25 protein-coding genes are annotated in these 23,948 nt (G+C 71.0%); 15 read left to right on the top strand and 10 right to left on the bottom strand.

The window, feature by feature from the left end; genetic code table 11:
- Positions 1-9: 9 nt before the first annotated feature.
- The gene (locus VZF99_RS04010) at positions 10-1,518 is read left to right on the top strand and encodes a phospho-sugar mutase (RefSeq protein WP_407335750.1); all 1,509 of its coding nucleotides are present in this window, start codon (positions 10-12) and stop codon (positions 1,516-1,518) included.
- 38 nt (positions 1,519-1,556) lie between these two features.
- Here VZF99_RS04010 and upp read toward each other — a convergent pair whose 3' ends face one another.
- Positions 1,557-2,180, bottom strand: coding sequence for a uracil phosphoribosyltransferase (gene upp / locus VZF99_RS04005; RefSeq protein WP_069388394.1), 624 nt, complete (start codon positions 2,178-2,180; stop codon positions 1,557-1,559).
- Positions 2,181-2,292: 112 nt separating this feature from the next.
- On the opposite strand from upp, the gene VZF99_RS04000 reads away from it, so the two are divergent.
- From VZF99_RS04000 to VZF99_RS03980, 5 genes are read left to right on the top strand one after another with little or no spacing between them, the layout of a single operon-like run.
- The gene (locus VZF99_RS04000) at positions 2,293-2,649 is read left to right on the top strand and encodes a type VII secretion target (protein ID WP_185951363.1); all 357 of its coding nucleotides are present in this window, start codon (positions 2,293-2,295) and stop codon (positions 2,647-2,649) included.
- Between the two features lie 4 nt (positions 2,650-2,653).
- Positions 2,654-3,850 carry a C40 family peptidase gene (locus VZF99_RS03995; RefSeq protein WP_407335749.1) on the top strand — a complete coding sequence of 399 codons (1,197 nt, stop codon included), beginning with the start codon at positions 2,654-2,656 and terminating at the stop codon, positions 3,848-3,850.
- Complete coding sequence (locus VZF99_RS03990) at positions 3,850-4,116, top strand: hypothetical protein (RefSeq protein ID WP_253003303.1); 267 nt, start codon at positions 3,850-3,852, stop codon at positions 4,114-4,116. Before VZF99_RS03995 ends, VZF99_RS03990 begins: the two co-directional genes overlap by 1 nt.
- Positions 4,113-4,493, top strand: coding sequence for a YbaB/EbfC family nucleoid-associated protein (locus tag VZF99_RS03985; RefSeq protein WP_120286187.1), 381 nt, complete (start codon positions 4,113-4,115; stop codon positions 4,491-4,493). The genes VZF99_RS03990 and VZF99_RS03985 overlap by 4 nt, the downstream gene beginning before the upstream one ends.
- A 24-nt stretch (positions 4,494-4,517) precedes the next feature.
- Positions 4,518-5,738 (top strand): primosomal protein, encoded by a 1,221-nt coding sequence (locus tag VZF99_RS03980; RefSeq protein WP_182640371.1) that lies wholly within the window; start codon positions 4,518-4,520, stop codon positions 5,736-5,738.
- Between the two features lie 39 nt (positions 5,739-5,777).
- On the opposite strand, the gene VZF99_RS03975 is transcribed toward VZF99_RS03980, so the two are convergent.
- A complete protein-coding gene (locus VZF99_RS03975) occupies positions 5,778-7,076 on the bottom strand; it encodes a thymidine phosphorylase (RefSeq protein ID WP_407335748.1) in 1,299 nt (432 codons plus the stop codon).
- Positions 7,077-7,087: 11 nt separating this feature from the next.
- Positions 7,088-7,540, bottom strand: coding sequence for a cytidine deaminase (locus VZF99_RS03970; protein WP_132063517.1), 453 nt, complete (start codon positions 7,538-7,540; stop codon positions 7,088-7,090).
- A gap of 189 nt (positions 7,541-7,729) precedes the next feature.
- Between VZF99_RS03970 and sdhC the strand changes: the two genes are divergently transcribed.
- The 5 genes from sdhC (at position 7,730) to VZF99_RS03945 (ending at position 12,958) form a co-directional block, all read left to right on the top strand.
- Positions 7,730-8,137 carry a succinate dehydrogenase, cytochrome b556 subunit gene (gene sdhC / locus VZF99_RS03965; RefSeq protein WP_082923680.1) on the top strand — a complete coding sequence of 136 codons (408 nt, stop codon included), beginning with the start codon at positions 7,730-7,732 and terminating at the stop codon, positions 8,135-8,137.
- Between the two features lie 14 nt (positions 8,138-8,151).
- Positions 8,152-8,583: a succinate dehydrogenase hydrophobic membrane anchor subunit gene (locus VZF99_RS03960; RefSeq protein WP_120286191.1), complete on the top strand. Its 432-nt coding sequence runs from the start codon at positions 8,152-8,154 to the stop codon at positions 8,581-8,583.
- Between the two features lie 57 nt (positions 8,584-8,640).
- Entirely contained in the window at positions 8,641-10,410 is a 1,770-nt protein-coding gene (sdhA, locus tag VZF99_RS03955) for a succinate dehydrogenase flavoprotein subunit (RefSeq protein WP_120286192.1), read from the top strand.
- The gene (locus VZF99_RS03950) at positions 10,410-11,201 is read left to right on the top strand and encodes a succinate dehydrogenase iron-sulfur subunit (protein ID WP_120286193.1); all 792 of its coding nucleotides are present in this window, start codon (positions 10,410-10,412) and stop codon (positions 11,199-11,201) included. The genes sdhA and VZF99_RS03950 overlap by 1 nt, the downstream gene beginning before the upstream one ends.
- Before the next feature lie 359 nt (positions 11,202-11,560).
- Positions 11,561-12,958 (top strand): serine hydrolase, encoded by a 1,398-nt coding sequence (locus VZF99_RS03945; protein WP_407335747.1) that lies wholly within the window; start codon positions 11,561-11,563, stop codon positions 12,956-12,958.
- 65 nt (positions 12,959-13,023) lie between these two features.
- Here the strand turns inward: VZF99_RS03945 and VZF99_RS03940 are convergent, their stop codons facing one another.
- Positions 13,024-13,647 (bottom strand): TetR family transcriptional regulator, encoded by a 624-nt coding sequence (locus tag VZF99_RS03940; protein ID WP_407335746.1) that lies wholly within the window; start codon positions 13,645-13,647, stop codon positions 13,024-13,026.
- A gap of 247 nt (positions 13,648-13,894) precedes the next feature.
- On the opposite strand from VZF99_RS03940, the gene VZF99_RS03935 reads away from it, so the two are divergent.
- The 4 genes from VZF99_RS03935 (at position 13,895) to VZF99_RS03920 (ending at position 17,714) form a co-directional block, all read left to right on the top strand.
- Positions 13,895-14,995 (top strand): flavin reductase family protein, encoded by a 1,101-nt coding sequence (locus VZF99_RS03935; protein ID WP_407335745.1) that lies wholly within the window; start codon positions 13,895-13,897, stop codon positions 14,993-14,995.
- A gap of 44 nt (positions 14,996-15,039) precedes the next feature.
- Positions 15,040-16,305 carry a fatty acid desaturase family protein gene (locus VZF99_RS03930; RefSeq protein WP_407335744.1) on the top strand — a complete coding sequence of 422 codons (1,266 nt, stop codon included), beginning with the start codon at positions 15,040-15,042 and terminating at the stop codon, positions 16,303-16,305.
- A 45-nt stretch (positions 16,306-16,350) separates the two neighbouring features.
- Complete coding sequence (locus VZF99_RS03925; RefSeq protein ID WP_407335743.1) at positions 16,351-16,602, top strand: hypothetical protein; 252 nt, start codon at positions 16,351-16,353, stop codon at positions 16,600-16,602.
- A gap of 101 nt (positions 16,603-16,703) precedes the next feature.
- On the top strand, positions 16,704-17,714 hold the full coding sequence (locus tag VZF99_RS03920) for an RNase H family protein (RefSeq protein WP_407335742.1): 1,011 nt from the start codon (positions 16,704-16,706) through the stop codon (positions 17,712-17,714).
- A 65-nt stretch (positions 17,715-17,779) separates the two neighbouring features.
- On the opposite strand, the gene trpS is transcribed toward VZF99_RS03920, so the two are convergent.
- From trpS to VZF99_RS03890, 6 genes are all read right to left on the bottom strand, one after another.
- On the bottom strand, positions 17,780-18,859 hold the full coding sequence (gene trpS, locus VZF99_RS03915; RefSeq protein WP_407335741.1) for a tryptophan--tRNA ligase: 1,080 nt from the start codon (positions 18,857-18,859) through the stop codon (positions 17,780-17,782).
- Between the two features lie 67 nt (positions 18,860-18,926).
- A complete protein-coding gene (locus tag VZF99_RS03910) occupies positions 18,927-19,400 on the bottom strand; it encodes a PPOX class F420-dependent oxidoreductase (RefSeq protein ID WP_407335740.1) in 474 nt (157 codons plus the stop codon).
- A gap of 111 nt (positions 19,401-19,511) precedes the next feature.
- Positions 19,512-20,357, bottom strand: a complete 846-nt coding sequence (locus VZF99_RS03905; protein ID WP_407335739.1) for an exodeoxyribonuclease III — start codon at positions 20,355-20,357, stop codon at positions 19,512-19,514.
- A gap of 40 nt (positions 20,358-20,397) precedes the next feature.
- Entirely contained in the window at positions 20,398-21,618 is a 1,221-nt protein-coding gene (locus VZF99_RS03900; RefSeq protein WP_407335738.1) for an MFS transporter, read from the bottom strand.
- 50 nt (positions 21,619-21,668) lie between these two features.
- On the bottom strand, positions 21,669-22,541 hold the full coding sequence (locus tag VZF99_RS03895; protein ID WP_067712517.1) for a bile acid:sodium symporter family protein: 873 nt from the start codon (positions 22,539-22,541) through the stop codon (positions 21,669-21,671).
- Between the two features lie 140 nt (positions 22,542-22,681).
- The gene (locus VZF99_RS03890; RefSeq protein ID WP_159148803.1) at positions 22,682-23,905 is read right to left on the bottom strand and encodes an NADP-dependent isocitrate dehydrogenase; all 1,224 of its coding nucleotides are present in this window, start codon (positions 23,903-23,905) and stop codon (positions 22,682-22,684) included.
- Between the last annotated feature and the right edge of the window lie 43 nt (positions 23,906-23,948).

The raw sequence follows: 23,948 nt of genomic DNA, 5'->3' as shown, positions 1-23,948 counted from the left end.
GGCACACCCGTGACCGCGCCCGTTCCCGATCCCGCACCGCTGACCTTCGGCACCGCGGGCGTCCGCGCTCCCCTGGGGCCGGGGCCCGGCCGGATGAACGACGAGACGGTCACCCTCGTGGCCACCGCCGTCGCCCGATACCTGCGGGAACATGAACCACCCGGGTCGACGGTCATCGTGGGCGGGGACGCCCGGCACGGGTCGGCCCGATTCGTCGACGTGGTGGCTGCGGTGCTGGCGGCGCACGACCTCGTCGTCGTCGTCCCCGGCGCGCCCGTCCCCACCCCGGTGGTGGCCGCGGCTGTCCGCGCGCGCGGCGCGGTGGCCGGGCTCGTCGTGACCGCCTCCCACAACCCCGCGAGCGACAACGGCATCAAGGTCTACGGACGCGGCGGCGCACAGATCGTGCCGCCGACCGACTCCCGGATCGAGCGGCACCTGCACGCCGCGGCGCGGGAGGGGGTCGCCGTCCCCACGGCCGTACCCGGATCGGTGCGGGTGGACCCCGTGCTCGTCGACGACTACGTGGCCTCCGTCGTCACGGCCCTGCCACGGCCCGCCCGGCCGCCCCGCGTGGCACTGACCCCCGTCCACGGGGTCGGAGGCGATCTCTGCCGCCGCGTCCTGGCCGGGATCGGCGTGCTCGACGTGACGCTGGTGGCCGAGCAGGCGGACCCGGACCCGGACTTCCCCACCGTCGCCTCCCCGAACCCCGAACGGCCCGGGACGACCGCGCGGCTGCTGGAGTTGGCGGCGCGGATCGACGCCGACGTCGCGATCGCGCTCGACCCGGACGCCGACCGGTGCGCCGTGGGGTTCGCCGACCCGGACGGGCGGTGGCGGATGCTCGACGGCGACGAGACGGGCGCGGTGCTCGCCGACCATCTGCTGCGCGCGCCGCTTCCGGGGTCGGCCGCGGGCGACGAGCTCGGTGTGCCGGTCGTCGCGTCGACGATCGTCTCCTCGCGGGTGCCGTCGCTGCTGGTCCCGGCGCGCGGCGGTCGGCACGTGGAGACGCTGACCGGGTTCAAGTGGCTCGTGCGGGCCGGCGAGCCGCTGCGGTACGCCTACGAGGAGGCCATCGGGCACTGTGTCCTGCCGGACGTCGTGGCCGACAAGGACGGGGTCTCGGCGGCCGCGGTGTGGTGCGCGATGGTCGGATCAGGCGGACCGACGGTCGGCGCGCGACTCGACGCACTGGCCACGGAGTTCGGGGCGCACCTCCGGCGCAACGTGTCGCTGCCCCTGGCGGACGACGCGGACCCGGCGGCGGCGCTGAGGCGGGCGGCCGGGCTTCTCACCACCGTCGGCGAGGTCCGACCGCTGGAGGGGACCGCCGGCATCCGCGTGGACTCGGATGGTGCGCGCGCGGTGGTGCGGCCCTCGGGCACGGAGCCGCTGCTCAAGACGTACGTCGAGGCGTGGACCCCGCCCGGGCCCTCCGCGTCGGACCGCCGCGACGCCGCACGCCGGCTCGCGCGGCTCGGTGATGCGGTCGCAGGCGCGGTGGGCGGCTAGCGCTCAGCGCTTGCCGGTGGGCGGTTGGCGGTTGCCGGTTAGCGGGGGCCGAAGAGGCGGTCGCCCGCGTCGCCGAGGCCGGGGACGATGAAGGCGTTCTCGTCGAGGCGCTCGTCGATCGTCGCGGTGACCAGGGTCGCGGCCAGCCCGGAGGCGCGCACCGCCTCGATCCCCTCCGGCGCACACAGGACGCACACCACGGTGACCCCGGTCGCGCCGCGCGCCGCGAGCGTCTCCAGCGTCGACACCAGCGATCCGCCCGTCGCGAGCATCGGGTCCAGGACCACGACGTGACGTCCGGCCAGGTCCTCGGGCAGCGAGCACAGGTACGACACCGGCTGGTGGCTCTCCTCGTCGCGCGCGAGGCCGATGAACCCGACCTGCGCGCCCGGCATCAGACGAGTGGCCGGATCCAACAGGCCCAGGCCCGCCCGCAGCACCGGCACCACGAGCGGCACGCCGTCCACCGCGACCGCGGTCGTGTCCGTGATCGGGGTGCTCACGGTGACCTCGGTGGTCGGTACCGACCGGAAGGCCTCGTAGCAGAGCATGGTGCCGAGGGCGTCCATCGCGGCGCGGAACCCGGCCGTGTCGGTGGCGGAGTCGCGCAGCGTACGGAGCCGGTCCCCGACCAGCGGGTGATCCACGACGGTGATGTCCATGCCCGTCAGGATTCCATACGGAGGAAATCCCGGACCGGCTGGAACCGGATCGTCTTCTCGACGCGTCGAACCCTGTGACGGGACGAGAGAGAACGACGAGGGGACGCAGGACATGACGGACGGGGCGATCGACGTCCATGTCGACGGTTTACGCGAACTGGGAACGGGGCTGACCACCCTGGCCGACACGCTGGGGGGTGCGCTCGAGGCGGTGGACGGGCTGCCGATCGAGGCGGTGACGCCCGTGGTCGGGCCCGTGGGCGCCGACTTCATGTCCGCGCTCATGGCGGCGACCGCGCGGCACCGCGAGGTGTTGGCCGGGCTCACGCGGGTCACCGACGCCGCCGGGGTGCTCGTGTTGGAGACGGCCAGGCTCTTCGACGAGTCCGACGCCGCCGGCGCCGGGGCGATCGGCGCCGCCGGTGCCGCCGGTGCCGCCGGCGCCGATCTCACCGGAAAGTGGGTGTGATCCGGTGATCGTCGACGCGCTGGCCTACGCCGGCCCCATCAAACAGATCCTCGATCTGCTGTCCGCGGAGGAGTTCGTCCCCGCCGAGGCGCAGGACATCATGCGGCCGGTCAGTGACGGACTCGAGGCCGCGCAGCAACTCGGCCCGCCGCTGGAACGTCTGCTGTCGGAGTCGTGGGACTCCCTGGCCTCCCTGGGGGCCGCGCACTCGATCGCCGAGGTCGGCCGGACGATGGGCGCGCTCGGCGAGTCCGCCGCGGAGATCGCACGGGTCACCGCTGTGGCCGCGGAGATCGTGGTCCGGGGGACTGTCGAGGTGATAGGGATCGTGCAGCAGTTCCTCGCCCGTGCGGCCGCCATGGGGCCGGCCCTCCTCACCCCGCCGGGACAGGCCGGCCTCCTCGGGCTGGCCGCCGAGCACCTCGCGCGTGGGATCCAGGTGGCCGAGCGGGTCCAGACCGAGCTGAGGGTGCCGACCGCGGAGATGCGGGCCATCGCCGCCGGTATCCCCCCGGCCCCCCGCATGCCGGGCACGGTCGGGGCCGGTTCCGGCACCGGCGGCGCGATCGACGCCACCATGGTCGCCTACACCGAGTCCGGTCCGGACGCGGTCTTCGCTGCGGGCGGCGGCGCGGGCGGCGCGGGCGGCGGCGGCGCGGGCGGCGCGGGCGGCGCGGGCGGCGGCTCGGTTGACGGCGGTTCGTTCGACAGTGGCTCGTCGGGGGTCGCGGCGGAGTCCGCGGCCGGGTCCGGGTCCGTGCCCGGGACGGCGGGGTTCGGTGACGCCGGGTCCGGGGTGATCGGCGGCGGAACCGAGGTGACCCTGCCCGACGGCTCGGTCGTCACCGCCCCCAACGAGCAGGCCGCCGGCGCTGTCCGCAACGCGCTCAGTCAGCAGGGTGTGCCGTACGTGTGGGGCGGCACCACTCCCGGCCAGGGGCTGGACTGCAGTGGCCTGACGCAGTGGGCGTACGGGGACGCCGGTGTGGAGATCCCCCGCCTGGCCCAGGAACAGGGCGTGGGTGTCCAGGTGTCCCCGCAGGACGTCCTGCCCGGTGACCTGCTCGTGTGGGACGGCCACGTCGCCATGTACATCGGCAACGGTCAGATCGTGGAGGCCGGGGACCCTGTAGCGGTGTCCGGGCTCCGCACCGACAATATCGGCATGTCGTTCCACGGCTTCTACCGTCCGACCGGCTGATGGCACCCGACAGCTGCCGGCACACCGACCCGATGACCGGGGTGGTCGCCGAGGTCGGCACCGACGGCGTCCCGGTGGGCCTGGCCCTTCCGGAGGCCCTCCTCGACCGCCCGCCCGCGGAGGTGGCGCGCGCGGTCCTGCGCAGCCTCACCGCGGCCGCGGGCGACGCCCGCGATCTGCTGGAACGCCTCGCCGCCGACGACTGGGACGAGCGGGACTGGGACGAGCGGGACTGGGACGACAAGCCGGGCGGGTCTGTCAGGTGAGCGCCGGAGGACTGGACGTCGAGGCGTTTCTCGATCGTCTGCGCGGGATCGCGACCGAGTGGGAGTCGGCACACGACCAGCTGGAGACCCTGCGCATCTCGACGACCAGCCGGGACCGACTCGCCACCGCGACCGCGGACTCCGGCGGGAGCGTGGTGGACCTCGTGCTGGCGCCCGGGTTGCGCAGGCACGGGTCCGAGGTGGTCGCGGCGTCGATCCTCGAGGCCACGTCGGCTGCCGTGGAGCAGGCCAACACCCGTCGCGCGGAGCTGGTCTCGGGCTCGGTGGCCCTCGCCGTGAGCGGTCGGAGGCGGGAAGCCGAGGACGCCGCCCGTCATCACACCGACCCCGCCCCGGCGGGCCGTGGCACCGCCTGACGAGCCGTGGATATGCTGACCGGCATGGCCAAGGACATCGTCCCGATCGAGCTCGGTCTCCCGGAGGGAGACGTCACGACCCTCTGGGCACCCAGCTGGCGGGAGGACAACGACGACTGGGAGGCGTTCCTCGGGCTGGACGAGGACCTCTACGCCTTCGACTCGACGGCCGAACTCCTCGCCCTGGTCCGCAGCGGCGCGGAGCACGATCTGCAGGACCACCCCTCGTGGGAGGAGTTCGCCGGATCGGACGTGCTCGCCTTCCGCGCCGCCGAGGAGAACTGCTACGACCTCGTCGGCGTCCTCGAGCTCCTCGGGGACGATCCGACCGAGTCGTCGGTCGACGAGATCGATCAGTCCTTCGCGATCGCCCGCTCGATCGGCGAGGTGTGCGAACTGGACACCGTCACCAAGTTCTTCAACGGCAACCCGGTGCTCGCGTCCGTCACGCACGGCATGGACGAGTTCTACGGCCGCGACGGGCTCAAGCTGTGGAAATCCATCCGCAAGACGGTCGCCAAGGGCTGGGACGACGTCCTCGACGCCATCCAGGACGTCATGACCACCCCGGAGATCGACCGCGCCGAGGTCGAGCGTGCGCGCCACGACCTGGAGACCGCCGAGGCCGCGCTCCCCGAGCCGGAGCCGGAGCCCGAGCCCGCCCCGACCGGGTACCCGGAGGGCTCGCTCTGGGAGAGCGTGGGGATCGACCCCGTCAGGATCGTGTTCGCCGACCAGGAGTACCTGAGTCTGCGCTGCTACCTGGGTGACCGGCCGGTGTTCCTCGGCGACGGTGACCAGGCGTACGTCTTCACCAGTGCGCGCGGCCTGTCCCGCTACCTGGCCGACAACGACGACGACACCCTGAGCCGGGTGGCCACCTACGAGCGCGTCAAGATCGCCGCGACCGACGGCAGCCTGGACGTGCACGTCACAGACGACAACGTGTACGTCCTGGCCGGGCTCGACCGCGACATCGAGGTCGGGCCGGAGATGGTGGACTCCGACCAGCTCGGCCTGGCGGTCGAGTTCGTCACCGACCTGGCCAACTACGTCGGCGACGCCGAACTCGAGGCGTCGGTGACCGGGCGCGGGTCGGCGCTACGGCGCTACCTGCACTACGTCCTCAACCCCGACGACGCCAAGCTGCTCGAGCCGACCGCACCGTACGACGACGAGGCGTCCGAGTGGCGTGACCTGGTCGACGACGTCGAGAAGCTTGTCACCACGCCCGACCTTGCCTGATCCGGGGGTGCGTCGCCCCCGGCGTCCGTTCCCGGTCGGTCACCAGCCGCGCAGTCGCTCGGTCACCACGCCGGCAGGACCGCGATCCGGGCCCGTCCCGAACGCGGCCGCCACCTCGTCGAGTGCGGCCGGCAACCGTGCGGTGTCGCCCGCGTGGACGGTGGCCACCACCTCGCCGACGCGGACGTGTTCGCCCTCGACGCGGTGCAGCATCACGCCCGCGCCCGGGTCGACCGCCTCGCCGGGGCGGGTACGCCCCGCCCCGGACAACCACGACGCGCGACCGACCCCGAGCGCGTCCCACCTGATCGGACCCGACGCCGGGGCCCGCACCTCCTCGACGTGCGCCGCCCGCGGTAGGACCGCGTCCGGGTCCCCGCCCTGCGCGGAGATCATCGCCCGGTAGGAGTCCATGGCCCGCCCGTCCGCCAGCCGGGCACGCGGGTCGGCGTCCGGGATCCCCACCGCGGCGAGCGCCTCGCGCGCCAGCGCGCAGGTCAGGTCGACCATGTCGGCAGGCCCCCCGCCGGCGAGGATCTCCCGCGCCTCGGCCACCTCGAGCGCGTTGCCCACGGCGCGACCGAGGGGCGTGTGGTTGGCGGTCACCAGGGCGCTGGTCCGCACACCGGCGGCGGCGCCGATCCCGACCATCACCCGCGCCAACTCGGCGGCGTCGGCGGGGTCGGCCAGGAACGCGCCGGAACCGAACTTCACGTCCAGCACCAGCGCACCGGTGCCCTCGGCGATCTTCTTGCTCATGATGGACGCGGCGATCATCGGGATGGACGGGACGGTGCCGGTGACGTCCCGCAGCGCGTAGAGGGCCCGGTCGGCGGGGGCGAGGTCCGCCCCGGCGGCGCAGATCACGGCCCCGGTCCGCGTCAGGACGGCCCGCATCTCGTCGGCGTCGAGGTCCGCGCGCCACCCGGGGATGGACTCGAGTTTGTCGAGCGTGCCGCCGGTGTGGCCGAGCCCCCGGCCCGACAGTTGTGGCACCGCCACGTCCCACGTCGCCAACAGCGGTGTCAGGACGAGGGTGATCGCGTCGCCCACGCCGCCGGTGGAGTGCTTGTCGACGGTGGGCACCACCCTGCCGCCCCGGGTCAGGCCGGACAGGTCCATCCGGGTTCCGGAGCCCACCATCGCCGTGGTCCACCGGGAGATCTCCCGCTCGGTCATCCCGCGGAAGTAGATCGCCATCGCGAGCGCGGACATCTGCTCGGGTGCGACGACCCCGCGGGTGAACCCGTCGACGATCCAGTCGATCTCGTCGTCGTCGAGCTCCCGCCCGTTCCTCTTCGCCTCGATGATCCGCACGGCGTCGTGTCGCGCGCTCACACCGGATCCACTCACCGCAGGTCCCCCGGTCCGAAGGCGTCCGGGAGGAGCTCGGCGAGGGGCACCGCGCCTCGCGCGGTGTGGACCACCAGCCCGGGGCCGCCGTGTTCGTGCAGGAGTTGTCGGCAGCGCCCGCACGGCGCGAGGGGGTCCCCGGTGTGGGAGACGACGACGAGCTCGAGCAGTCTCCCGCCGCCGGTGCGGTAGAGGTCGGAGACGAGCGAGCACTCAGCGCACAGGGTCAGGCCGTAGGAGGCGTTCTCGACGTTGCACCCGACGACCATCCGCACCCGCCCGTCGGGGTCGCCGGCGGGCGGATCCGCGTCCGGGCCGACGGCCAGCGCGGCGGCCCCCACCCCCAGCCCGGAGTACGGACGGTAGGCACCCCGTGCGGCGGCGAGGGCGGCGTCGGCGAGGCCGGCGACGATCGCGTTGTGTTGTGCTGCGGTTTCGTCCTGGGACACCTGGCTTACCCCTCGGTAACATCTTTTAGGCTTCCCTAACTGGGAGAACCCGCTCGGTCCACGGTACCCACCCTGCTTTCGCCTAGTCAGATCTCAGGTCTAAAGTCCTAGTAGGCGCCCGCTGTGCTCTCGGGCCGGAACGCGCGCCGATGGCATCAGGCCCAGACGATTCGGAGGCACGACAAGCCCATGAGTACTGCGCAGGCGCCGGCGCGTCCGGCCCCCACAAAGAAGCTCAACCTCTACAAGGGTGACCCGGGGATGTGGTCCTGGGTCGCGCACCGCATCTCGGGCGTCGCGATCTTCTTCTTCCTCTTCGTCCACGTGCTCGACACCGCGCTCGTCACGGTGAGCCCGGAGAGTTACAACGCGGTCATCGACACGTACAAGACCCCGATCGTCGGCCTCATGGAGATCGGTCTGGTCGCGCTCGTGCTCTTCCACGCGCTCAACGGTCTCCGGATCGTCCTCATCGACTTCTGGTCGAAGGGCGCCAAGTACCAGCGCCAGATGCTGTGGGCCGTCCTGGCGATCTGGGTCGTGGTGTTCGCCGCGGCCACCGCCCGCCTCCTCTTCCTTCTCTTCCAGCACCTCTAAGGGGAACGATCACCATGGCAGACGCACCTGTTCTCCAGACGTCCTACGACCGGCCGGCCTCCCTGGCGCAGCCGCGCTCGCCCCGCCTGCGCTCGCGCGGCAACTTCGAACGCTCGGCGTGGATCTTCATGCGCTACTCGGGCGTCGCGCTGGTCATCCTCACGATCGGTCACCTCACCGTCGGTCTGATGATCGACGAGGGCGTCCACCGCATCGACTGGGCGTACGTGGCGGATCGCTGGCAGAGCCCGTTCTGGGCCGTGTGGGATCTCCTCATGCTCTGGCTGGCCATGCTCCACGGCGGCAACGGTGTCCGCACCGTCATCGCGGACTACTCGCGCAAGGACTCGACCCGGTTCTGGCTCAACTCGATCCTGTTCGTCGCCACCGGCCTCGTCCTCGTCCTGGGCACCTACGCCATCTTCGGCCTCGCCTACGACCTCTGACCGCGGCCGTCTTCGTCTGCGGACTTCACCTTTCCGAAAGCGAGCACTGAGTAACCCATGACCGATCGTCAGGTCCACCAGCATCAGTACGACGTCGTGATCGTCGGCGCCGGCGGCGCAGGTATGCGCGCGGCCATCGAGTCGGGCCCGCGTACCCGCACCGCGGTCCTCACCAAGCTCTACCCCACCCGCTCCCACACCGGCGCCGCCCAGGGCGGCATGTGCGCCGCCCTCGCGAACGTCGAGGAGGACAACTGGGAGTGGCACACGTTCGACACAGTCAAGGGCGGCGACTACCTCGTCGACCAGGACGCCGCGGAGATCATGGCCAAGGAGGCCATCACCGCCGTCATCGACCTGGAGAACATGGGCCTGCCGTTCAATCGCACGCCCGAGGGCAAGATCGACCAGCGGCGCTTCGGCGGCCACACCCGTGACCACGGCAAGGCGCCCGTGCGTCGCGCCTGCTACGCGGCCGACCGCACCGGTCACATGATCCTGCAGACGCTCTACCAGAACTGCGTCAAGCACAACGTGGAGTTCTTCAACGAGTTCTACGTCCTGGACCTGTGCCTCACCGAGACCGCCGAGGGCCCCGTCGCCACCGGCTGCGTCGCCTACGAGCTCGCCTCCGGCGACCTGCACGTGTTCCACTCCAAGGCCACCGTCTTCGCCACGGGTGGCTCGGGCCGCATGTACAAGACCACCTCGAACGCCCACACCCTCACCGGTGACGGCATGGCCGTGGTCTTCCGCAAGGGCCTCCCGCTGGAGGACATGGAGTTCCACCAGTTCCACCCGACCGGTCTCGCCGGCCTGGGCATCCTCATCTCCGAGGCCGTCCGCGGTGAGGGCGGCATCCTCCGTAACGCGGACGGTGAGCGCTTCATGGAGCGCTACGCCCCCACCATCAAGGATCTCGCGCCGCGTGACATCGTCGCCCGCTCGATGGTCCTCGAGGTCCGCGAGGGTCGCGGCGCCGGCCCCGAGAAGGACTACGTCTACATCGACGTGACCCACCTCGGCGAGGACGTGCTCGAGGAGAAGCTGCCCGACATCACCGAGTTCTCGCGCACCTACCTCGGTGTCGACCCGGTGACCGAGCTCGTGCCGGTCTTCCCCACCTGCCACTACGTCATGGGCGGCATCCCGACCAACATCGAGGGCGAGGTGCTGCGCACCAACGACGACGTGGTCCCGGGCCTGTACGCCGCCGGTGAGTGCGCCTGCGTGTCCGTCCACGGCTCCAACCGTCTGGGCACCAACTCGCTGCTGGACATCAACGTGTTCGGCCGCCGTGCCGGCCTCGCCGCCGCCGAGTACGCGTCCACCCACGACTTCGTCGAGCTCCCCGAGGAGCCAGAGCAGATGGTCCGTGACTGGATGGAGACCATGCTCGCGCCGCACGGCTCCGAGAACGCCGCGGACATCCGCAGCGAGATGCAGGCCATGATGGACGACAAGGCGTCGGTCTTCCGGACCGAACAGTCGCTCACCGAGGCCCGCGACGAGCTGCGCGCCCTCAAGAAGCGCTACGCCGAGGTCACCGTGTCGGACAAGGGCAAGCGCTTCAACACCGAACTGCTGGAGGCCGTCGAGCTGGGCTTCCTGCTGGAGCTGGCGGAGGTCACGGTCGTCTGTGCCCTCAACCGCAAGGAGTCCCGCGGCGGCCACTCCCGTGAGGACTACCCCGACCGTGACGACGCCAACTACATGAAGCACACCATGGCGTTCAAGGAGGGCGGTCTCGATCTGCTCTCCGATATCCGGCTGGACTGGAAGCCGGTTGTGCAGACCCGCTACGAGCCGATGGAGCGTAAGTACTGATGAGCACCGCAGTCGACACCACCAAGGCCGACGACAGCAAGAACCCCGGCACCAACCGTCCCGTGCCCCCCGGCTCGACCATGGTCACGCTGAAGATCGCCCGGTTCAACCCGGAGGATCCGGACTCGGCCGGCTGGAAGGAGTACGAGGTCCCGGCGCTGCCGTCCGACCGTCTGCTCAACCTGCTGATGTACGTCAAGAACTACATCGACGGTTCCCTGGCGTTCCGCCGGTCGTGCGCGCACGGCGTCTGCGGTTCGGACGCCATGCTGATCAACGGCGTCAACCGTCTGGCGTGCAAGGTCCTCATGAAGGACATGCTGCCCAAGGACGGCAAGGCCGTCACCATCACGGTCGCCCCGATCCGCGGGCTGCCGGTGGAGAAGGACCTCTACGTCGACATGGAGCCGTTCTTCAAGTCGTTCCGTGACGTGATGCCGTACCTCATCACCTCCGGCAACCAGCCGACCGCCGAGCGCATCCAGTCGCCGACGGACCGCGCCCGTTTCGACGACACCACCAAGTGCATCCTCTGCGCCTGCTGCACGACCTCCTGCCCCGTGTTCTGGGCCGACGGGTCGTACTTCGGGCCGGCGGCGATCGTCAACGCGCACCGGTTCATCTTCGATTCGCGTGACGAGGGCGCCGCCGAGCGGCTCGAGATCCTCAACGACGCCGAGGGCGTGTGGCGCTGCCGCACCACCTTCAACTGCACCGACGCGTGCCCCCGTGGCATCCAGGTGACCCAGGCGATCCAGGAGGTCAAGCGCGCACTGCTGTTCGCGCGCTGATCACCGGGCAGCCACCACGCCGGCGCGCGTCGTTCCGACGTCGCCTCACAGCACCGGCCGGGGCCGCACTCTCCACAGACGGAGAGTGCGGCCCCTCCGCCATTTCCTTCCCTCGTGGCCCCGACCCTCCCCGCCGCCCCCGGCATCCGCACACGCGCCTGCCCGCTGCGACCCCAGCCGCACGCCCGGGGCCACAGCCGCACGCCCGGGCCACAGCCGCACGCCGAGATGGCGTCTCGCATGCCCCGGAGCGGGTGCGAGACGCCACCCCGGGGAGCGACTCCGGGGCGAGCGCGGGTCAGACCCGGGCCAGCGGGTCCGACCCGAGACGACGTCGACCGGACGTAGACTCGACCCCCGTGACCAGCACCCGACGACGGCCCGTCCAGCGAGCCGCCGGCCTCGTGACCGCAGCCCTCGTCGCACTGGTACCGCTCGCGGCAACGGCACCCGTGACAGCAGTGGAGCCGGCTCCCGCCGTTCCGCTGACGGAGCCGCCGCCGGCCGCCGTGCTGCCGTCGACCACGTCGCCGTCGTACTTCGACACCCCGCGCGACATCACCGGGTGCCCGCACCGCACCACACCGCCCGCTCCCGTCGACGAGTCCGAGGTCCCGCTCCCCGGGCAGACGTCCCCGACCCCTCCCCCGGTGCCCGACACCCCTCCGGGCGGGGACGGGCTCGCCGGCTGCGAGGTCGTGGCGCCCGACGGATTCGAGGTGCCACGCGACGTCACCGCCAGCGCATGGCTGGTCTCCGACCTGGACACCGGGGAGATCGTGGCGGCCAAGGACCCGCACGGCCGATACCGTCCCGCGAGCGTGATCAAGACACTGCTCGCCTCCGTCGTGCTGGACTCGCTCGACGTGGACCGGGTCGTGAAGGTCACCGACGCGGATCTCGAGGGTGCAGAGGGCAGCCTCGTGGGCATCGGACCGGGCGGGGAGTACTCCGTGGGACGGCTCCTCAACGGGCTGCTCATGGCCTCCGGCAACGACGCCGCGGTGGTCCTGGCGCGGCAGCTGGGGGGCATCGAGGAGACGCGCGCCGCGATGAATACGCACGCCGTCGCGCTCGGGGCCCGCAGTACGTATGTCGCCACCGTGAACGGCCTCGACGGCCCGGGCATGATGTCCACCGCCTACGACATGTCGCTGATCTTTCGGGACGCGATGGCCCGCCCGGCGTTCGCGGAGATCGTCGCCACCCCGTCCACGGGCTTTCCCGGATACCCCGCTGGTCCGGGCACCGAACCACCGGATCCGGCGGCGGTACCGGAGCACACCGGCCCGACGATGGGCGCGGACGGGGTCCTGATCAACCCCGGCTTCGTGCTGGGCAACGACAACCTGCTGCTCCACAACTACCCGGGCGCGATCGGCGGCAAGACCGGTTTCACCGACGATGCCCGGCACACGTTCATCGGGGCGGCCGAGCGGGACGGTCGGCGGCTCGCGGTGGTGCTGCTCGACGGCACGCGTGTGCCCAGCCCGCCGTGGCAGCAGGCGGCCGCACTGCTGGACGCGGGGTACGCGGCGGGCGACTCGGACCCTGTGGGCGTGCTCGAGGCCGGGCCGCAGGACTCGACCGATCACGCGACCGAGCATCTGGCCGGCGGCCTCGGCGGGGCGGGCACGCCGGAGACGGCGATCGTCGGCGGCTCGGTGCTCGAACGCTACAGCACGTGGCTGGCGCTGGGCGCGGCGGGACTCGTCGTGGTGGCCGGGGCGGTCCTCACACTGCGGTCACGGAACTAGCCCGGGGCCCGGCCCCACGTCCGTAGCGGCCGCCGCGTCGGTGCGTACGGTCGGGGAACGGCCGGTCAGGAGACGGCGCCGGCGCCGGCGAGGATGACCCGCAGTCGCCCGGCGCACTCGTCGACCGTGGTGCGGGCGTCGGAATCGTCGGCCATCTCGACGAGGGCGCGGAGGAGGACGACGACGACGAGGTCGGCCGCGATGTCGATGGAGGTGTCGTCCGCTCCGGAGAGCGTCTCGAGCCGACCCAGGGTGATCCCCAGCCGGCGGCGGGCGGAATCGACGGCGGCCGCGAGGATCCGGTGGTCTGGATGCGCGGTGTCGACCAGGCCGCGGGCGAGCATGGCCCAGGTCTGCGGATCCCGGGTGGCGGCGGCGGAGGCCAGGCGGGGCCAGTCGGTCGCGGGGTCGTCGGTCGCGGGGTCGTCGGTCGCGGTGGAGATCAGCTCGTCGATGAACGTCCCGAGGGCGTCGGCCGCGCCGGACGCGAGTTCCGATGCGAGGTCGTCGACGGACTCGAAGTGCCGGTAGAAGGCGGTGGGGACGATGCCGACCTCGCGCGCGAGTTCGCGGACGACGAGCCCGGTGAAGCCGCGCGTGGCCACCCCGTTCCGGCCCGCCTCGACGATGAGTGCACGGGTGTGCCGTTTCTGTTCCGCACGTGTCCTGGGCGTCGTCACATTCGCCATCCTATCGACAGCCTGGACTGACGCGTCAGAAACCACCCGTCCGCGGGGTGTGGGCCGGGCCACAAATCGACCCTCTTCCCATTTCGGAGAACGGCTGTACACTCAAAAACGTCCGGTGGTCGAACCGGACGGATGCGCACCCCGACCGCGACGGCACCGACCCGGTGCGAGGCGCGACGACCGCCGGGGAGCGACCGCATCCGACGGCGTCCGACCACACCGACCCATATCCTCGACGGAGGTCCACATGACCGCCCCGCCCATCCGCAGACTCTTCTCCCGCAGGGTCACGCGCACCCTACTCACTCCCCATCCGGTCGAACACTACGTCCGCTCCCTGGGCGTGGACTGGTCCGACGACCCCACCGGGGCGACCGTCGTGACAGTCGACCGGCCGGTCCCCGACGTCACGGTCCTCACCCTGCGATTGCCCGCCGGGGTCGACCGCCCCGCCCCCGGCGCCGCGCTCGAGATCGGGGTCGTGGTGGACGGCGTCGTCCACCGCCGCCACTACTCCCCCGTCGATCCGGCGTCCCGCCGCGACGGGCTGGCGACCATCGCCGTCCGCAGGCACCCGGACGGCGTGGTCTCGAACCATCTCTGGGACGAGGCCGCGCCCGGGATGCGACTTCTCCTGGGTAACCCGGTCGGCGAGATGGCGTTGCCCGAGGCCCGCCCCGCCGATGTGCTGCTGGTCAGCGGCGGCAGCGGCATCACCCCGATGCTGGCGATCGCCTCGACGCTCGCCTCAGACGGCCACTGTGCCGAAGGGGCGCCGGGCCGCGTGGCGTGGCTGCACTACGCCCGCCGCGTGGAGGACGTGCCCTTCCGGGACCAGCTCCGTGAGCTGGCCCGGTCCGGGGTGACGGTCACGGTGGTCCCCACCGCCGAGGGAACGACCCCCAGCGGCCTGTCCGGCCACCTCTCCGCCGACCATCTCGAGGAGACAGCCCCCTGGCACGATGACGCCGCGGTGTTCCTCTGCGGCCCCGAACCGCTGGCCCGGGGCCTCGAGGAGGTCCTCGGTGCCGAGCGGTTCTCCGGCGTCCTGCGTGAGCGTTTCACCTCCGCGACCGGGCCGGTGCCCGACGGGGACGGCGGCACCGTGACCCACCTGCGCAGCGGCATCACCGCCCGGAACGAGGGAACCACCCTGCTCGAGGGCGCCGAGGCCGCCGGCCTGAGCCCCCAGCACGGCTGCCGGATGGGCATCTGCCACACCTGCACGGCCGTGCGCGTCTCCGGCACCACCCGCGATCTGCGCACCGGCGAGGTCGACTCCACGCCCGACTGCCACGTCCAGATCTGCGTCAACGCGCCCGTCGGCTACGTCGAGATCGAGCTCTAGACCTGCATCCCCACCCGCCCGGAACGACCCGGAAGGACCCCATCATGACACTCCTGCAACTGCCCGGCCTCCGCCCGAAGAAGTCCACCACGCCGAAGGCACCCAAGGCTGCGAAGCCGCCGAAGGTCGGCGGCAAGACCTCCGGCAAGGCGGCCGGCAAGTCCGCCGACGCGAAGACCGCGAAGACCCCCGGCCCCGAGCCGATCGTGCTGTCGGCCGAGTCGGTCGAGATCATCGGCCGCGAACTCGATGCCATCCGCGACCGCGTGAGGGCCGACCTCGGCACCGCCGACCGCGACTACATCCTGCGGGTGGTGCGCACCCAACGCCGCCTGGAGTTGGCCGGCCGCGGGCTGATGTTCCTCGGCTTCCTGCCCCCGGCCTGGCTGGCCGGCGTCGCCGCGCTGAGCGCGTCCAAGATCCTCGACAACATGGAGATCGGCCACAACGTCATGCACGGCCAGTACGACTGGATGCGCGACGACATGCTCCACTCCTCGAGCTTCGAGTGGGACAACGTGTGCCCGTCGGACCAGTGGCGGCACTCGCACAACTACATGCACCACACGTACACCAATATCCTCGACCTGGACCGCGACATCGGTTACGGCCTGCTGCGGATGGAGTACGAGCAGAAGTGGACCCCGCTGCGTCTGGGCAACCCCGTGTACGCGTTCGCGCTGATGATGCTGTTCGAGTGGGGCGTGATGATGCACGACCTCGAGTACGACAACGTCCTCAAGGGCAAGCGCAAGTGGTCCGACGTCAAGGGCCTGCTCGCCGGCTGGTGGAACAAGGTCCGCGGCCAGGTGGCCAAGGACTACATCGTGCACCCGGCGCTGACCGGCCCGCTGTTCCCGCTCACGTTCGCCGGCAACCTCACCGCGAACGTCGTCCGCAACATCTGGGCGTTCTCGGTGATCTTCTGTGGCCACTTCCCGTCCGGCGCCCAGGTGTTCACGCAGGAGGAGACGGCCGAGGAGACCCGCGGCGAGTGGTACGTCCGGCAGATGCTGGGGTCGGCCAACATCTCGGGCAGCCCGTTCATGCATCTGGCGACCGGCAACCTCTCGCACCAGATCGAGCACCACCTGTTCCCGGACCTTCCCGCGCACCGCTACCCGGAGATCGCGGACGAGGTGCGCGCGATCTGCGAGGAGCACGGCCTGCCGTACACGACCGGCCCGTTGTGGAAGCAGGTCGGAGGAGTCTGGTCCAAGATGTTCCGCCTCGCGCTGCCCCTGCCTCCCACCGCGGCGGACACGCCGGCGGTGATCATCGAGCGCAGGAAGACTCCCGTCGCCGCCTGAGCCGCGGGTACCGTCTAAGGGCATCACCGACGAAGGGAGCGGTCCATGAGCGACTTCGAACGCAACAAGGACCAGGTCCAGGCAGGTGTCCAGGCGGGCGCGTCGCTGGTGGGACGTATCGCCGTCATCATCACGGACGCGATCGGCTCGATCGCCAAGGAGGTCGGCGACTTCGTCACCGAGGGCATCGAAATGCGTGAGGCCGCCCGAATCTCCCGCCGCGAGGAGCGGCAGCGCACCGCGGACGAGACGCTGATCAACCTCGACGGCATCGAGGACGGCGACCTGCAGGGCTGACCGGCGACCGGCCGCTTCCCGGGGAGAGGCGGCCGGTCGGCCCCCGTGGCCCCCGTGGCCGGTGCGAAGTGGCGCCGGCCACGGTGGCAGGATCCCATGTCGTGACGATCATCGCCGCCGCGGACGGCTCCGCTCTCGGAAACCCCGGTCCTGCCGGATGGGCCTGGTATATCGACGACTCGACCTGGCGCTGCGGTGGCTGGAAGCGCGGCACCAACAACCAGGGCGAGCTCACCGCCGTGCTGGACCTGCTGCGCCAGACCGCGCACACCGATGAGCCGCTGCACATCCTGTGCGACTCGCAGTACGTCATCAACTCGGTCACCAAATGGATGAAGGGCTGGAAGCGCAAGGGCTGGAAGAAGGCCGACGGCAAGCCCGTGCTCAACGTCGAGGTGATGAAGGCCCTCGACGAGGCGATGCAGGGCCGCGAGGTGACGTTCGAGTGGGTCAAGGGTCACGCGGGCCACGAGCTCAACGAGAAGGCCGACGCCCTGGCCAACGGCGCCGCCAAGGCGCACTCGTCGCGCAAGGAGCCTGAGCCCGGGCCGGGCTTCCCGGGTGCGACGGCTGTGGGCGCGGGCGAGGACCCGGCCGTTCCCCCGCCCGCCGCGGGGGGCGCCGCCCGGCGATCGCCGTCCGCGGGAGGATCGGGGACGAGCGGGACGACGACGAGGTCAGCGGCCGAGTCCGAGCCCGACCTGTTCTCCCTGGACGCGAACACCCCGGCCGGTCCCGCGGACGAGGAAGGGAGTTCTCCCTCCGCCGCCGGCCCGGGGATCGAGGACCTCGTCGTCGACCTGGAACGCTCCCTGTTGACCGACACCGTCCGCCGGGACCGCCGCACTCTCACGCGACTGCTCGACGTGCGGTGGCGGCAGGTGGACGCCGCGGGCCGCACCCGGACCCGCCGCCAGCTCGGCGACACGGACGGGTCCGTCGAGGACGTCGAACTCGAGGTGGTCGAGACCCGACGCCTCGGCGACGACGCGGTTCTCGTGCTGTGGCGCGCCACCGCTCCCGGGGGCGAGGTCTCGCTGGGCAGCTCGCTGTGGCAGCGGTTCGGCGGTGACTGGAAGCAGGTCTACCAGCAGGCCACCCGCGAGGCCTGAGGCGGCGTCGGCGTGTCGACCGCGCTACAGGTGTTGTATGGTCGGCGGCCGCGCCGACGCCCGGGTCAGCCCCGACGGGGCGCGGTGAATCCGACGGCCTGATAGACCTGCGACAGGACGGGGCCGGCGACCGCGCGGGCCTTCTCCGCGCCGTCCGCCAGAATCCGCTCGAGCTCGGCGCGGTCGGACATGAACTCGTCGAACCGGCCACGCAGCGGCGTCACGAACGCCTCGAGGGCGTCGGCCGTGTCGGTCTTCAGCGCGCCGTAGCCTGCTCCGGCGGTCTGGTAGTCGGCGACGATGTCGGCGATCGCGCGCCCGGTGAAGGCGGACTGGATGGCCAGCAGGTTGGACACGCCGGGCTTCATCTCGCGGTCGTAGCGGATGTTCCCGTCGGAGTCGGTGACCGCGCTCCGGATGCGCTTGGCAGAGACCTTGGGGTCGTCGAGCAGGTTGACGATGCCCTTCGGGTTCTCACCGGACTTGCTCATCTTGGCGGTGGGTTCCTGGAGGTCGTAGATCTTGGCGGACCCCTCGAGGATCTTCCCTTCCGGCACCACGAAGGTCTTCTTGTAGCGGGAATTGAAGCGCATCGCCAGGTCGCGGGTCAGCTCGAGGTGCTGGCGCTGGTCCTCGCCCACCGGCACCAGGTGCGGGCGGTAGAGCAGGATGTCGGCGGCCATGAGCACCGGGTAGGTGAACAGCCCCACCGTGGTGCCGTCGGTGCCCTGTTTGGCGGCCTTGTCCTTGAACTGCGTCATCCGCGCGGCCTCGCCGTAGCCGGTGATGCAGCTCAGCACCCACGACAGCTCGGCATGCTCGGGCACGTGCGACTGCACGAACAGCACCGAACGGGCGGGGTCCACCCCCAGCGCGAGCAGCTGCGCACAGCCGCGGAAGACCCGCTCGCGCAGCTCCTTGGGGTCCTGCTTGACGGTGATCGCGTGCAGATCGGGGATGAAGTAGTACGCGTCGTAGTCGTCCTGCAGCTCGACCCACTGCCGCACCGCGCCCAGGTAGTTGCCGAGGTGGTACGAGTCGGCGGTCGGCTGAATGCCGGACAGGACGCGCTGGCGCTTCGCGGGCGCCTGCGACCCGGTCGGCTCTGCGGGCGTGGGAGCTGCGGAGGAGGACTGCTCAGACATGGCGTTCATCTTCCCACGTCCCCGACAACCCACCGCCCACGCCCTCGCGCGGGCGGTGGCCGCACTGTCAGCGGTCGGCGGGCGGCGCCATCTCCGGCGGGAAGCCGCCCGTGGCTATCGGGCCCCAGTCATCGATGGCCACCCGGATGAGGCACTTGCCCTGCCGCACCATCGCCGCCCGGTACTCGTCCCAGTCGTCGTGCTCCCCGGCGATGCTGCGGAAGTACTCCACCAGCGGCTCCACCGCCTCGGGCAGGTCGACGATCTCCGCGGTGCCGTCGAGGTGGACGTACGGGCCGTTGAAGTCGTCGGACAGTACGCACACGCTCACGGCCGGGTCGCGGCGGATGTTGGTCACCTTCGCCCGCTGCGGATAGGTGGCCACGATGAGCCTGCCCTCGGAGTCGACACCGCAGGTCACCGGCGAGGTCTGCAGCCCGCCGGACGACCGACGGGTGATGAGGACGGCGCGGTGTCGGGGGCGGACGAAATCGTCGAGGCCGGCTCGATCGGGACGTTCGGCGGTCGCATACTTCGGCATGGTGCCGAGGTTACGGACCCGTCCCCCGCGTGACATCCGCGACCGCGGGCCCGATCTCAGAAGTCGCCTTCGTCGTCGTCACCACTCGTCTCGGACCCACTCGTCTCGGACCTACTCGTAGACGACGGTGACCGGCGCGTGGTCGGACCACCGCATGTCGTACGCGCTCGCCCGGTCCACTCGATCAGACACCGCCCGGTCGACCAGTCCGTCGGACACCACGTGGTAGTCGATCCGCCAGCCCGCGTCGTTGTCGAAGGCCTTACCGCGCTGGCTCCACCACGAGTACGGGCCGATCTCGTCGGGGCGGCGATACCGCACGATGTCGGTCCAGCCGCTGCCGTCGGCGAAGACGTCGGTCATCCATTCCCGCTCGTGCGGCAGGAAACCGGAGCTCTTGTGGTTGCCCTTGTGGTTCTTCAGGTCGGCCTCACGGTGGGCGATGTTCCAATCGCCGCAGATGACCATCTCGTGACCCTCGCGGGTCTTCAGATGCCCGGCCCGCTCGGCGAGGTACTCGCGGAAGGTCGCGAGGAACCGGTCCTTCTCGTCCTGCTTGGGGGTGTCGGCAGACCCCGAGGGCAGGTAGAGGCTGGCGACGGTGACGGTCTCGCCGTCGACGGCCCCGGGATAGACGGCCTCGATGTACCGGCCGGACTCCTCGAACTCTTCGTCGCCGTACCCGACGCGCACGTCCGTCGGCTCGGCGCGCGACAGGATCGCGACCCCGGCACGGCCCTTGAGTGAGGACGGAGCGCCCACCAGATGCCATCCGGCGTCGAGGGCGGGCGCGAGCGCCTTTCGGGTCTGGTCCTCATCGGCGCGCACCTCCTGGAGGGCGACGACGTCCGCCCCGCTGCGCTCCAACCAGGGCAGGAATCCGAGATTGGTCTCCGACCGTTTCTTGACGGCGGCGCGGATCCCGTTGACGTTGACGGTGCTGACGGTGAGGCTCACGGCCCACAGGCTACCGATCGGCGGGACCGTGACGGTTCCGCTACCCCGTCGCCGTCCGCCGCGCCGCCCAGACCGCGCCCACCAGGATCGCGAGACCCGCCGCCGCCAGGGCCGCCCCGGCGAGCGCCGGGGACGTGTAGCCGAAGCCCAGCGCGATCACGGCCCCGCCGAGCCACGCGCCCAGCGCGTTGGCGGCGTTGAGGGCCGAGTGGTTGAGCGAGGCGGCGAGCGTCTGTCCCCTGCCCGCGTATGTCATCAGTCGGGACTGCAGCCCCGGCACCAACGCGGATCCGGTCGTGCCCACCAGGAACAGACCCACCAGCGCCGTGACGGGATGGTGCGCGGCGACGGCGAACAGCGCCAGCACCACGGTCATCACCGCGGCGATCGCGACCAGCCCGCGGTCGAGGTCCCGGTCCGCAACCACACCGCCGAGCAGGTTGCCGGCCACCATGCCGAGTCCGTAGACGGCGAGCACCGCGGGCATCCAGCCGGGATCGATCCCGGCGACGTCGACCATCGTCCACTGGATGTAGGTGTAGACGGCGAACATGCCGCCGAACCCGACGGACCCCACGGCGAGCGTCGCCAGGATCTGTGGCCTCGCCAACGCGGCGAGCTCCTCGCGCGCCCTGACGACCACCGTCCCCGTGGGTTCGGGGACGACGACGAAGATGGCCGCCACGGTCAGCGCGCCGATCACCCCGACCGCGAGGAAGGCGAACTGCCACCCGATCGTCTCCCCGAGCCAGGTCGCCGCCGGGACACCGATCACGTTCGCGACCGACAGTCCGAGCAGCACCTGGGACACCGCCCGCGCCTGCCGTCCGGGACCCGCGAGGGAGGCCGCCACCAGGGAGGCGACCCCGAAGTACGCCCCGTGCGGGATTCCGGCGACGAACCGGGCCGCCACCAGGATCTCGGCGGTCGGGGCGAAGGCCGCCGCGACGTTGCCCGCGGTGAACATCGCCATGAGGACGAGCAGCAGGGTGCGGCGCCGCCACCGTGAGGTCCACACGGTCAGCAGCGGGGCACCCACGACCACGCCGAGCGCGTAGGCGCTGATGACGTTGCCGGCCTGTGGTTCGGTGAGCCCGAAGCCCTCGGCGATCGACCGCAGCAGTCCCATCGCCGCGAACTCGGTGACGCCGATGCCGAACCCGCCCAGCGCGAGCGCGAGGATCGCCAGCGCCACACGGCGAGGGGTGGGTGCGGCGGGCTCGGTGTCCGGCGCCGGGGCGGCTGCGGGGCTCGTGGTCACCGACGAAGGCTACGCCCACCACCCCGGCCGGGCCTGCCACGTCAGCCCGATCAGGGGGCGGTGCGCATGAGGCGTCGGCCACCGTAGACCAGCGCGAACGCCGTGACGTACATGACGATGCTGTAGACGGCGGCCGCGAGCCCGACCTCCTCGTCACCGATCACGGTGAAGGCGATCAACAGCGTCAGGGTGGTGTTCTTGATGCCGAACTCCACGGCGATCGCGATCTGCTCCGCCCGCCTCAGCCTGCTCACCCATGCCAGGAGGCCGCCGAGAACGATCAGTGCGAGGTTGAGGACGATCACGGCGGGGCCGACGGTCACGACGAGGTCGACGATCCGGTCCCGTTCGCCGAGGACGATCCCCACGATGAGCAGGACCAGCACGACGAGGCCCACGATCCCGACGTAGCGCTCGATGCGGGAGGCGAGCGCGGGCCTCCTGGCACGGAGGATCATCCCGATCGCGACCGGGATGAGGATGACGCCCAGCAGGAGTCCGAAGGTCTGGCCGAGAGGGACGGTCACCTCCTCGTCCGCGGCTCCGGGGATGAGGCGCGCGCCGATGCCGAACCACATCGGCAGGGTGAGGATGACGGCGACGGAGGTGAGGGCGGTGAGGATGACCGAGAGGGCGACGTTGCCGCGGGAGAGATAAGTGATGAGGTTCGACGTCGCCCCGCCCGGCGTCGCGGCCACGAGCACCACCCCGAGCGCCAGCATCGGCGTGAGGCCGAAGAGCAGGGCCACACCGACACCGACCAGCGGAACCAGGACCAGTTGGCCGAACAGTCCGACGATCGTGGCCCTGGGCGATCTGGCCTGGACCGCGAAGTCCTCCCTGGTCAGACTCAACCCGATGCCGACCATGATGATGGCCAGGGCGATCGGCAGGCCGATATCGACCAAGGGGCTCTGATCCACGGACGTCTCCTGGGCTCACGACGGAACGGCTGGCCACGCCTGTGACGTGGACCACTGTCCGACTACGGTAACCGATCGGGCGCCGCCGCGACCCCACACCGGCGGGCGCGGGGTCGTCGCCGAACGGTGGGCGCGCGGGATCAGGCCTCTGCTCGGGTGCGCTTGAGATTCTCATCCAGCGCCGCGAGGAACTCCTCCGTCGTGAGGTGTTCCTGGCCATCGCCGACGAGCAGCGCGAGGTCCTTGGTCATCTGCCCCTCCTCGACGGTCTTGATGACCACATCCTCGAGTTGGTGGGCGAACTCGATGACCTCCGGGGTGCCGTCGAGCTTGCCGCGGTGCTCGAGACCCCGGGTCCACGCGAAGATCGAGGCTATCGGGTTGGTGGAGGTCGCCTTGCCCTCCTGGTGCTGCCGGAAATGTCGCGTGACGGTGCCGTGGGCGGCCTCCGCCTCGCAGGTCTTCCCGTCCGGGGTGAGCAGGACGGAGGTCATCAGACCGAGTGAGCCGAACCCCTGGGCCACGGTGTCGGACTGCACGTCACCGTCGTAGTTCTTGCACGCCCAGACATAACCGCCCTCCCATTTGAGCGCGGAGGCCACCATGTCGTCGATGAGGCGGTGTTCGTAGGTCAGGCCGGCCTTGTCGAACTCGTCCTTGAACTCGCGGTCGAACACGTCCTGGAAGATGTCCTTGAACGCGCCGTCGTAGGCTTTCAGGATCGTGTTCTTGGTGGACAGGTACACCGGGTACCCGCGGTCGAGACCGTAGTTGAACGAGGCCCGCGCGAAGTCCTCGATCGACTTGGTGAAGTTGTACATCCCCATGACCACCCCGCCCTCCTCGGGCAGGTTCACGATCTCGTGTTCGATCGGCTCGGACCCGTCGGCCGGCGTGTAGGTGATGGTGACCTTTCCCGGGCCGGGGGCCTTGAAGTCGGTCGCCTTGTACTGGTCGCCGAAGGCGTGGCGGCCGACGATGATCGGTTTGGTCCAGCCGGGGACCAGTCGCGGGACGTTGGAGATGATGATCGGCGCGCGGAAGATCGTCCCGCCGAGGATGTTCCTGATGGTCCCGTTGGGTGAGAGGTACATCCGCTTGAGCCCGAACTCCTCGACGCGGGCCTCGTCGGGCGTGATGGTCGCGCACTTGACGCCGACGCCGTGCTTGGCGATGGCGTTGGCCGCGTCGACGGTGATCTGGTCGTCCGTCGCGTCACGGCTGGTGATGCCGAGGTCGTAGTACTCGAGATCCACGTCGAGGTAGGGGTGGATCAGCTCGTCCTTGATGAACTTCCAGATGATGCGGGTCATCTCGTCGCCGTCGAGTTCCACGACGGTCCCGTCGACCTTGATCTTCGACATCGGATCCTCTTTCCCCGCCCGGCCCTTGTGGGGCCGACGCTGT

Source organism: Dietzia kunjamensis, from assembly GCF_045689975.1.
Taxonomy (GTDB): Bacteria; Actinomycetota; Actinomycetes; order Mycobacteriales; family Mycobacteriaceae; genus Dietzia; species Dietzia kunjamensis.
Note: the sequence above shows the minus strand (reverse complement) of the source record. Positions and strands in the feature narration are given on the sequence as shown.

Coding starts and splice junctions, on each gene's coding strand:
- VZF99_RS03935 (WP_407335745.1), top strand. CDS start 13,895: ATGACCGCCCCGCCCATCCGCAGACTCTTCTCCCGCAGGGTCACGCGC.
- VZF99_RS03990 (WP_253003303.1), top strand. CDS start 3,850: ATGGCACCCGACAGCTGCCGGCACACCGACCCGATGACCGGGGTGGTC.
- upp (WP_069388394.1), bottom strand. CDS start 2,180: ATGGACATCACCGTCGTGGATCACCCGCTGGTCGGGGACCGGCTCCGT.
- VZF99_RS03980 (WP_182640371.1), top strand. CDS start 4,518: ATGGCCAAGGACATCGTCCCGATCGAGCTCGGTCTCCCGGAGGGAGAC.
- trpS (WP_407335741.1), bottom strand. CDS start 18,859: ATGTCTGAGCAGTCCTCCTCCGCAGCTCCCACGCCCGCAGAGCCGACC.
- sdhC (WP_082923680.1), top strand. CDS start 7,730: ATGAGTACTGCGCAGGCGCCGGCGCGTCCGGCCCCCACAAAGAAGCTC.
- VZF99_RS03890 (WP_159148803.1), bottom strand. CDS start 23,905: ATGTCGAAGATCAAGGTCGACGGGACCGTCGTGGAACTCGACGGCGAC.
- VZF99_RS03960 (WP_120286191.1), top strand. CDS start 8,152: ATGGCAGACGCACCTGTTCTCCAGACGTCCTACGACCGGCCGGCCTCC.
- sdhA (WP_120286192.1), top strand. CDS start 8,641: ATGACCGATCGTCAGGTCCACCAGCATCAGTACGACGTCGTGATCGTC.
- VZF99_RS03950 (WP_120286193.1), top strand. CDS start 10,410: ATGAGCACCGCAGTCGACACCACCAAGGCCGACGACAGCAAGAACCCC.
- VZF99_RS03910 (WP_407335740.1), bottom strand. CDS start 19,400: ATGCCGAAGTATGCGACCGCCGAACGTCCCGATCGAGCCGGCCTCGAC.
- VZF99_RS03940 (WP_407335746.1), bottom strand. CDS start 13,647: ATGGCGAATGTGACGACGCCCAGGACACGTGCGGAACAGAAACGGCAC.
- VZF99_RS04000 (WP_185951363.1), top strand. CDS start 2,293: ATGACGGACGGGGCGATCGACGTCCATGTCGACGGTTTACGCGAACTG.
- VZF99_RS03925 (WP_407335743.1), top strand. CDS start 16,351: ATGAGCGACTTCGAACGCAACAAGGACCAGGTCCAGGCAGGTGTCCAG.
- VZF99_RS03930 (WP_407335744.1), top strand. CDS start 15,040: ATGACACTCCTGCAACTGCCCGGCCTCCGCCCGAAGAAGTCCACCACG.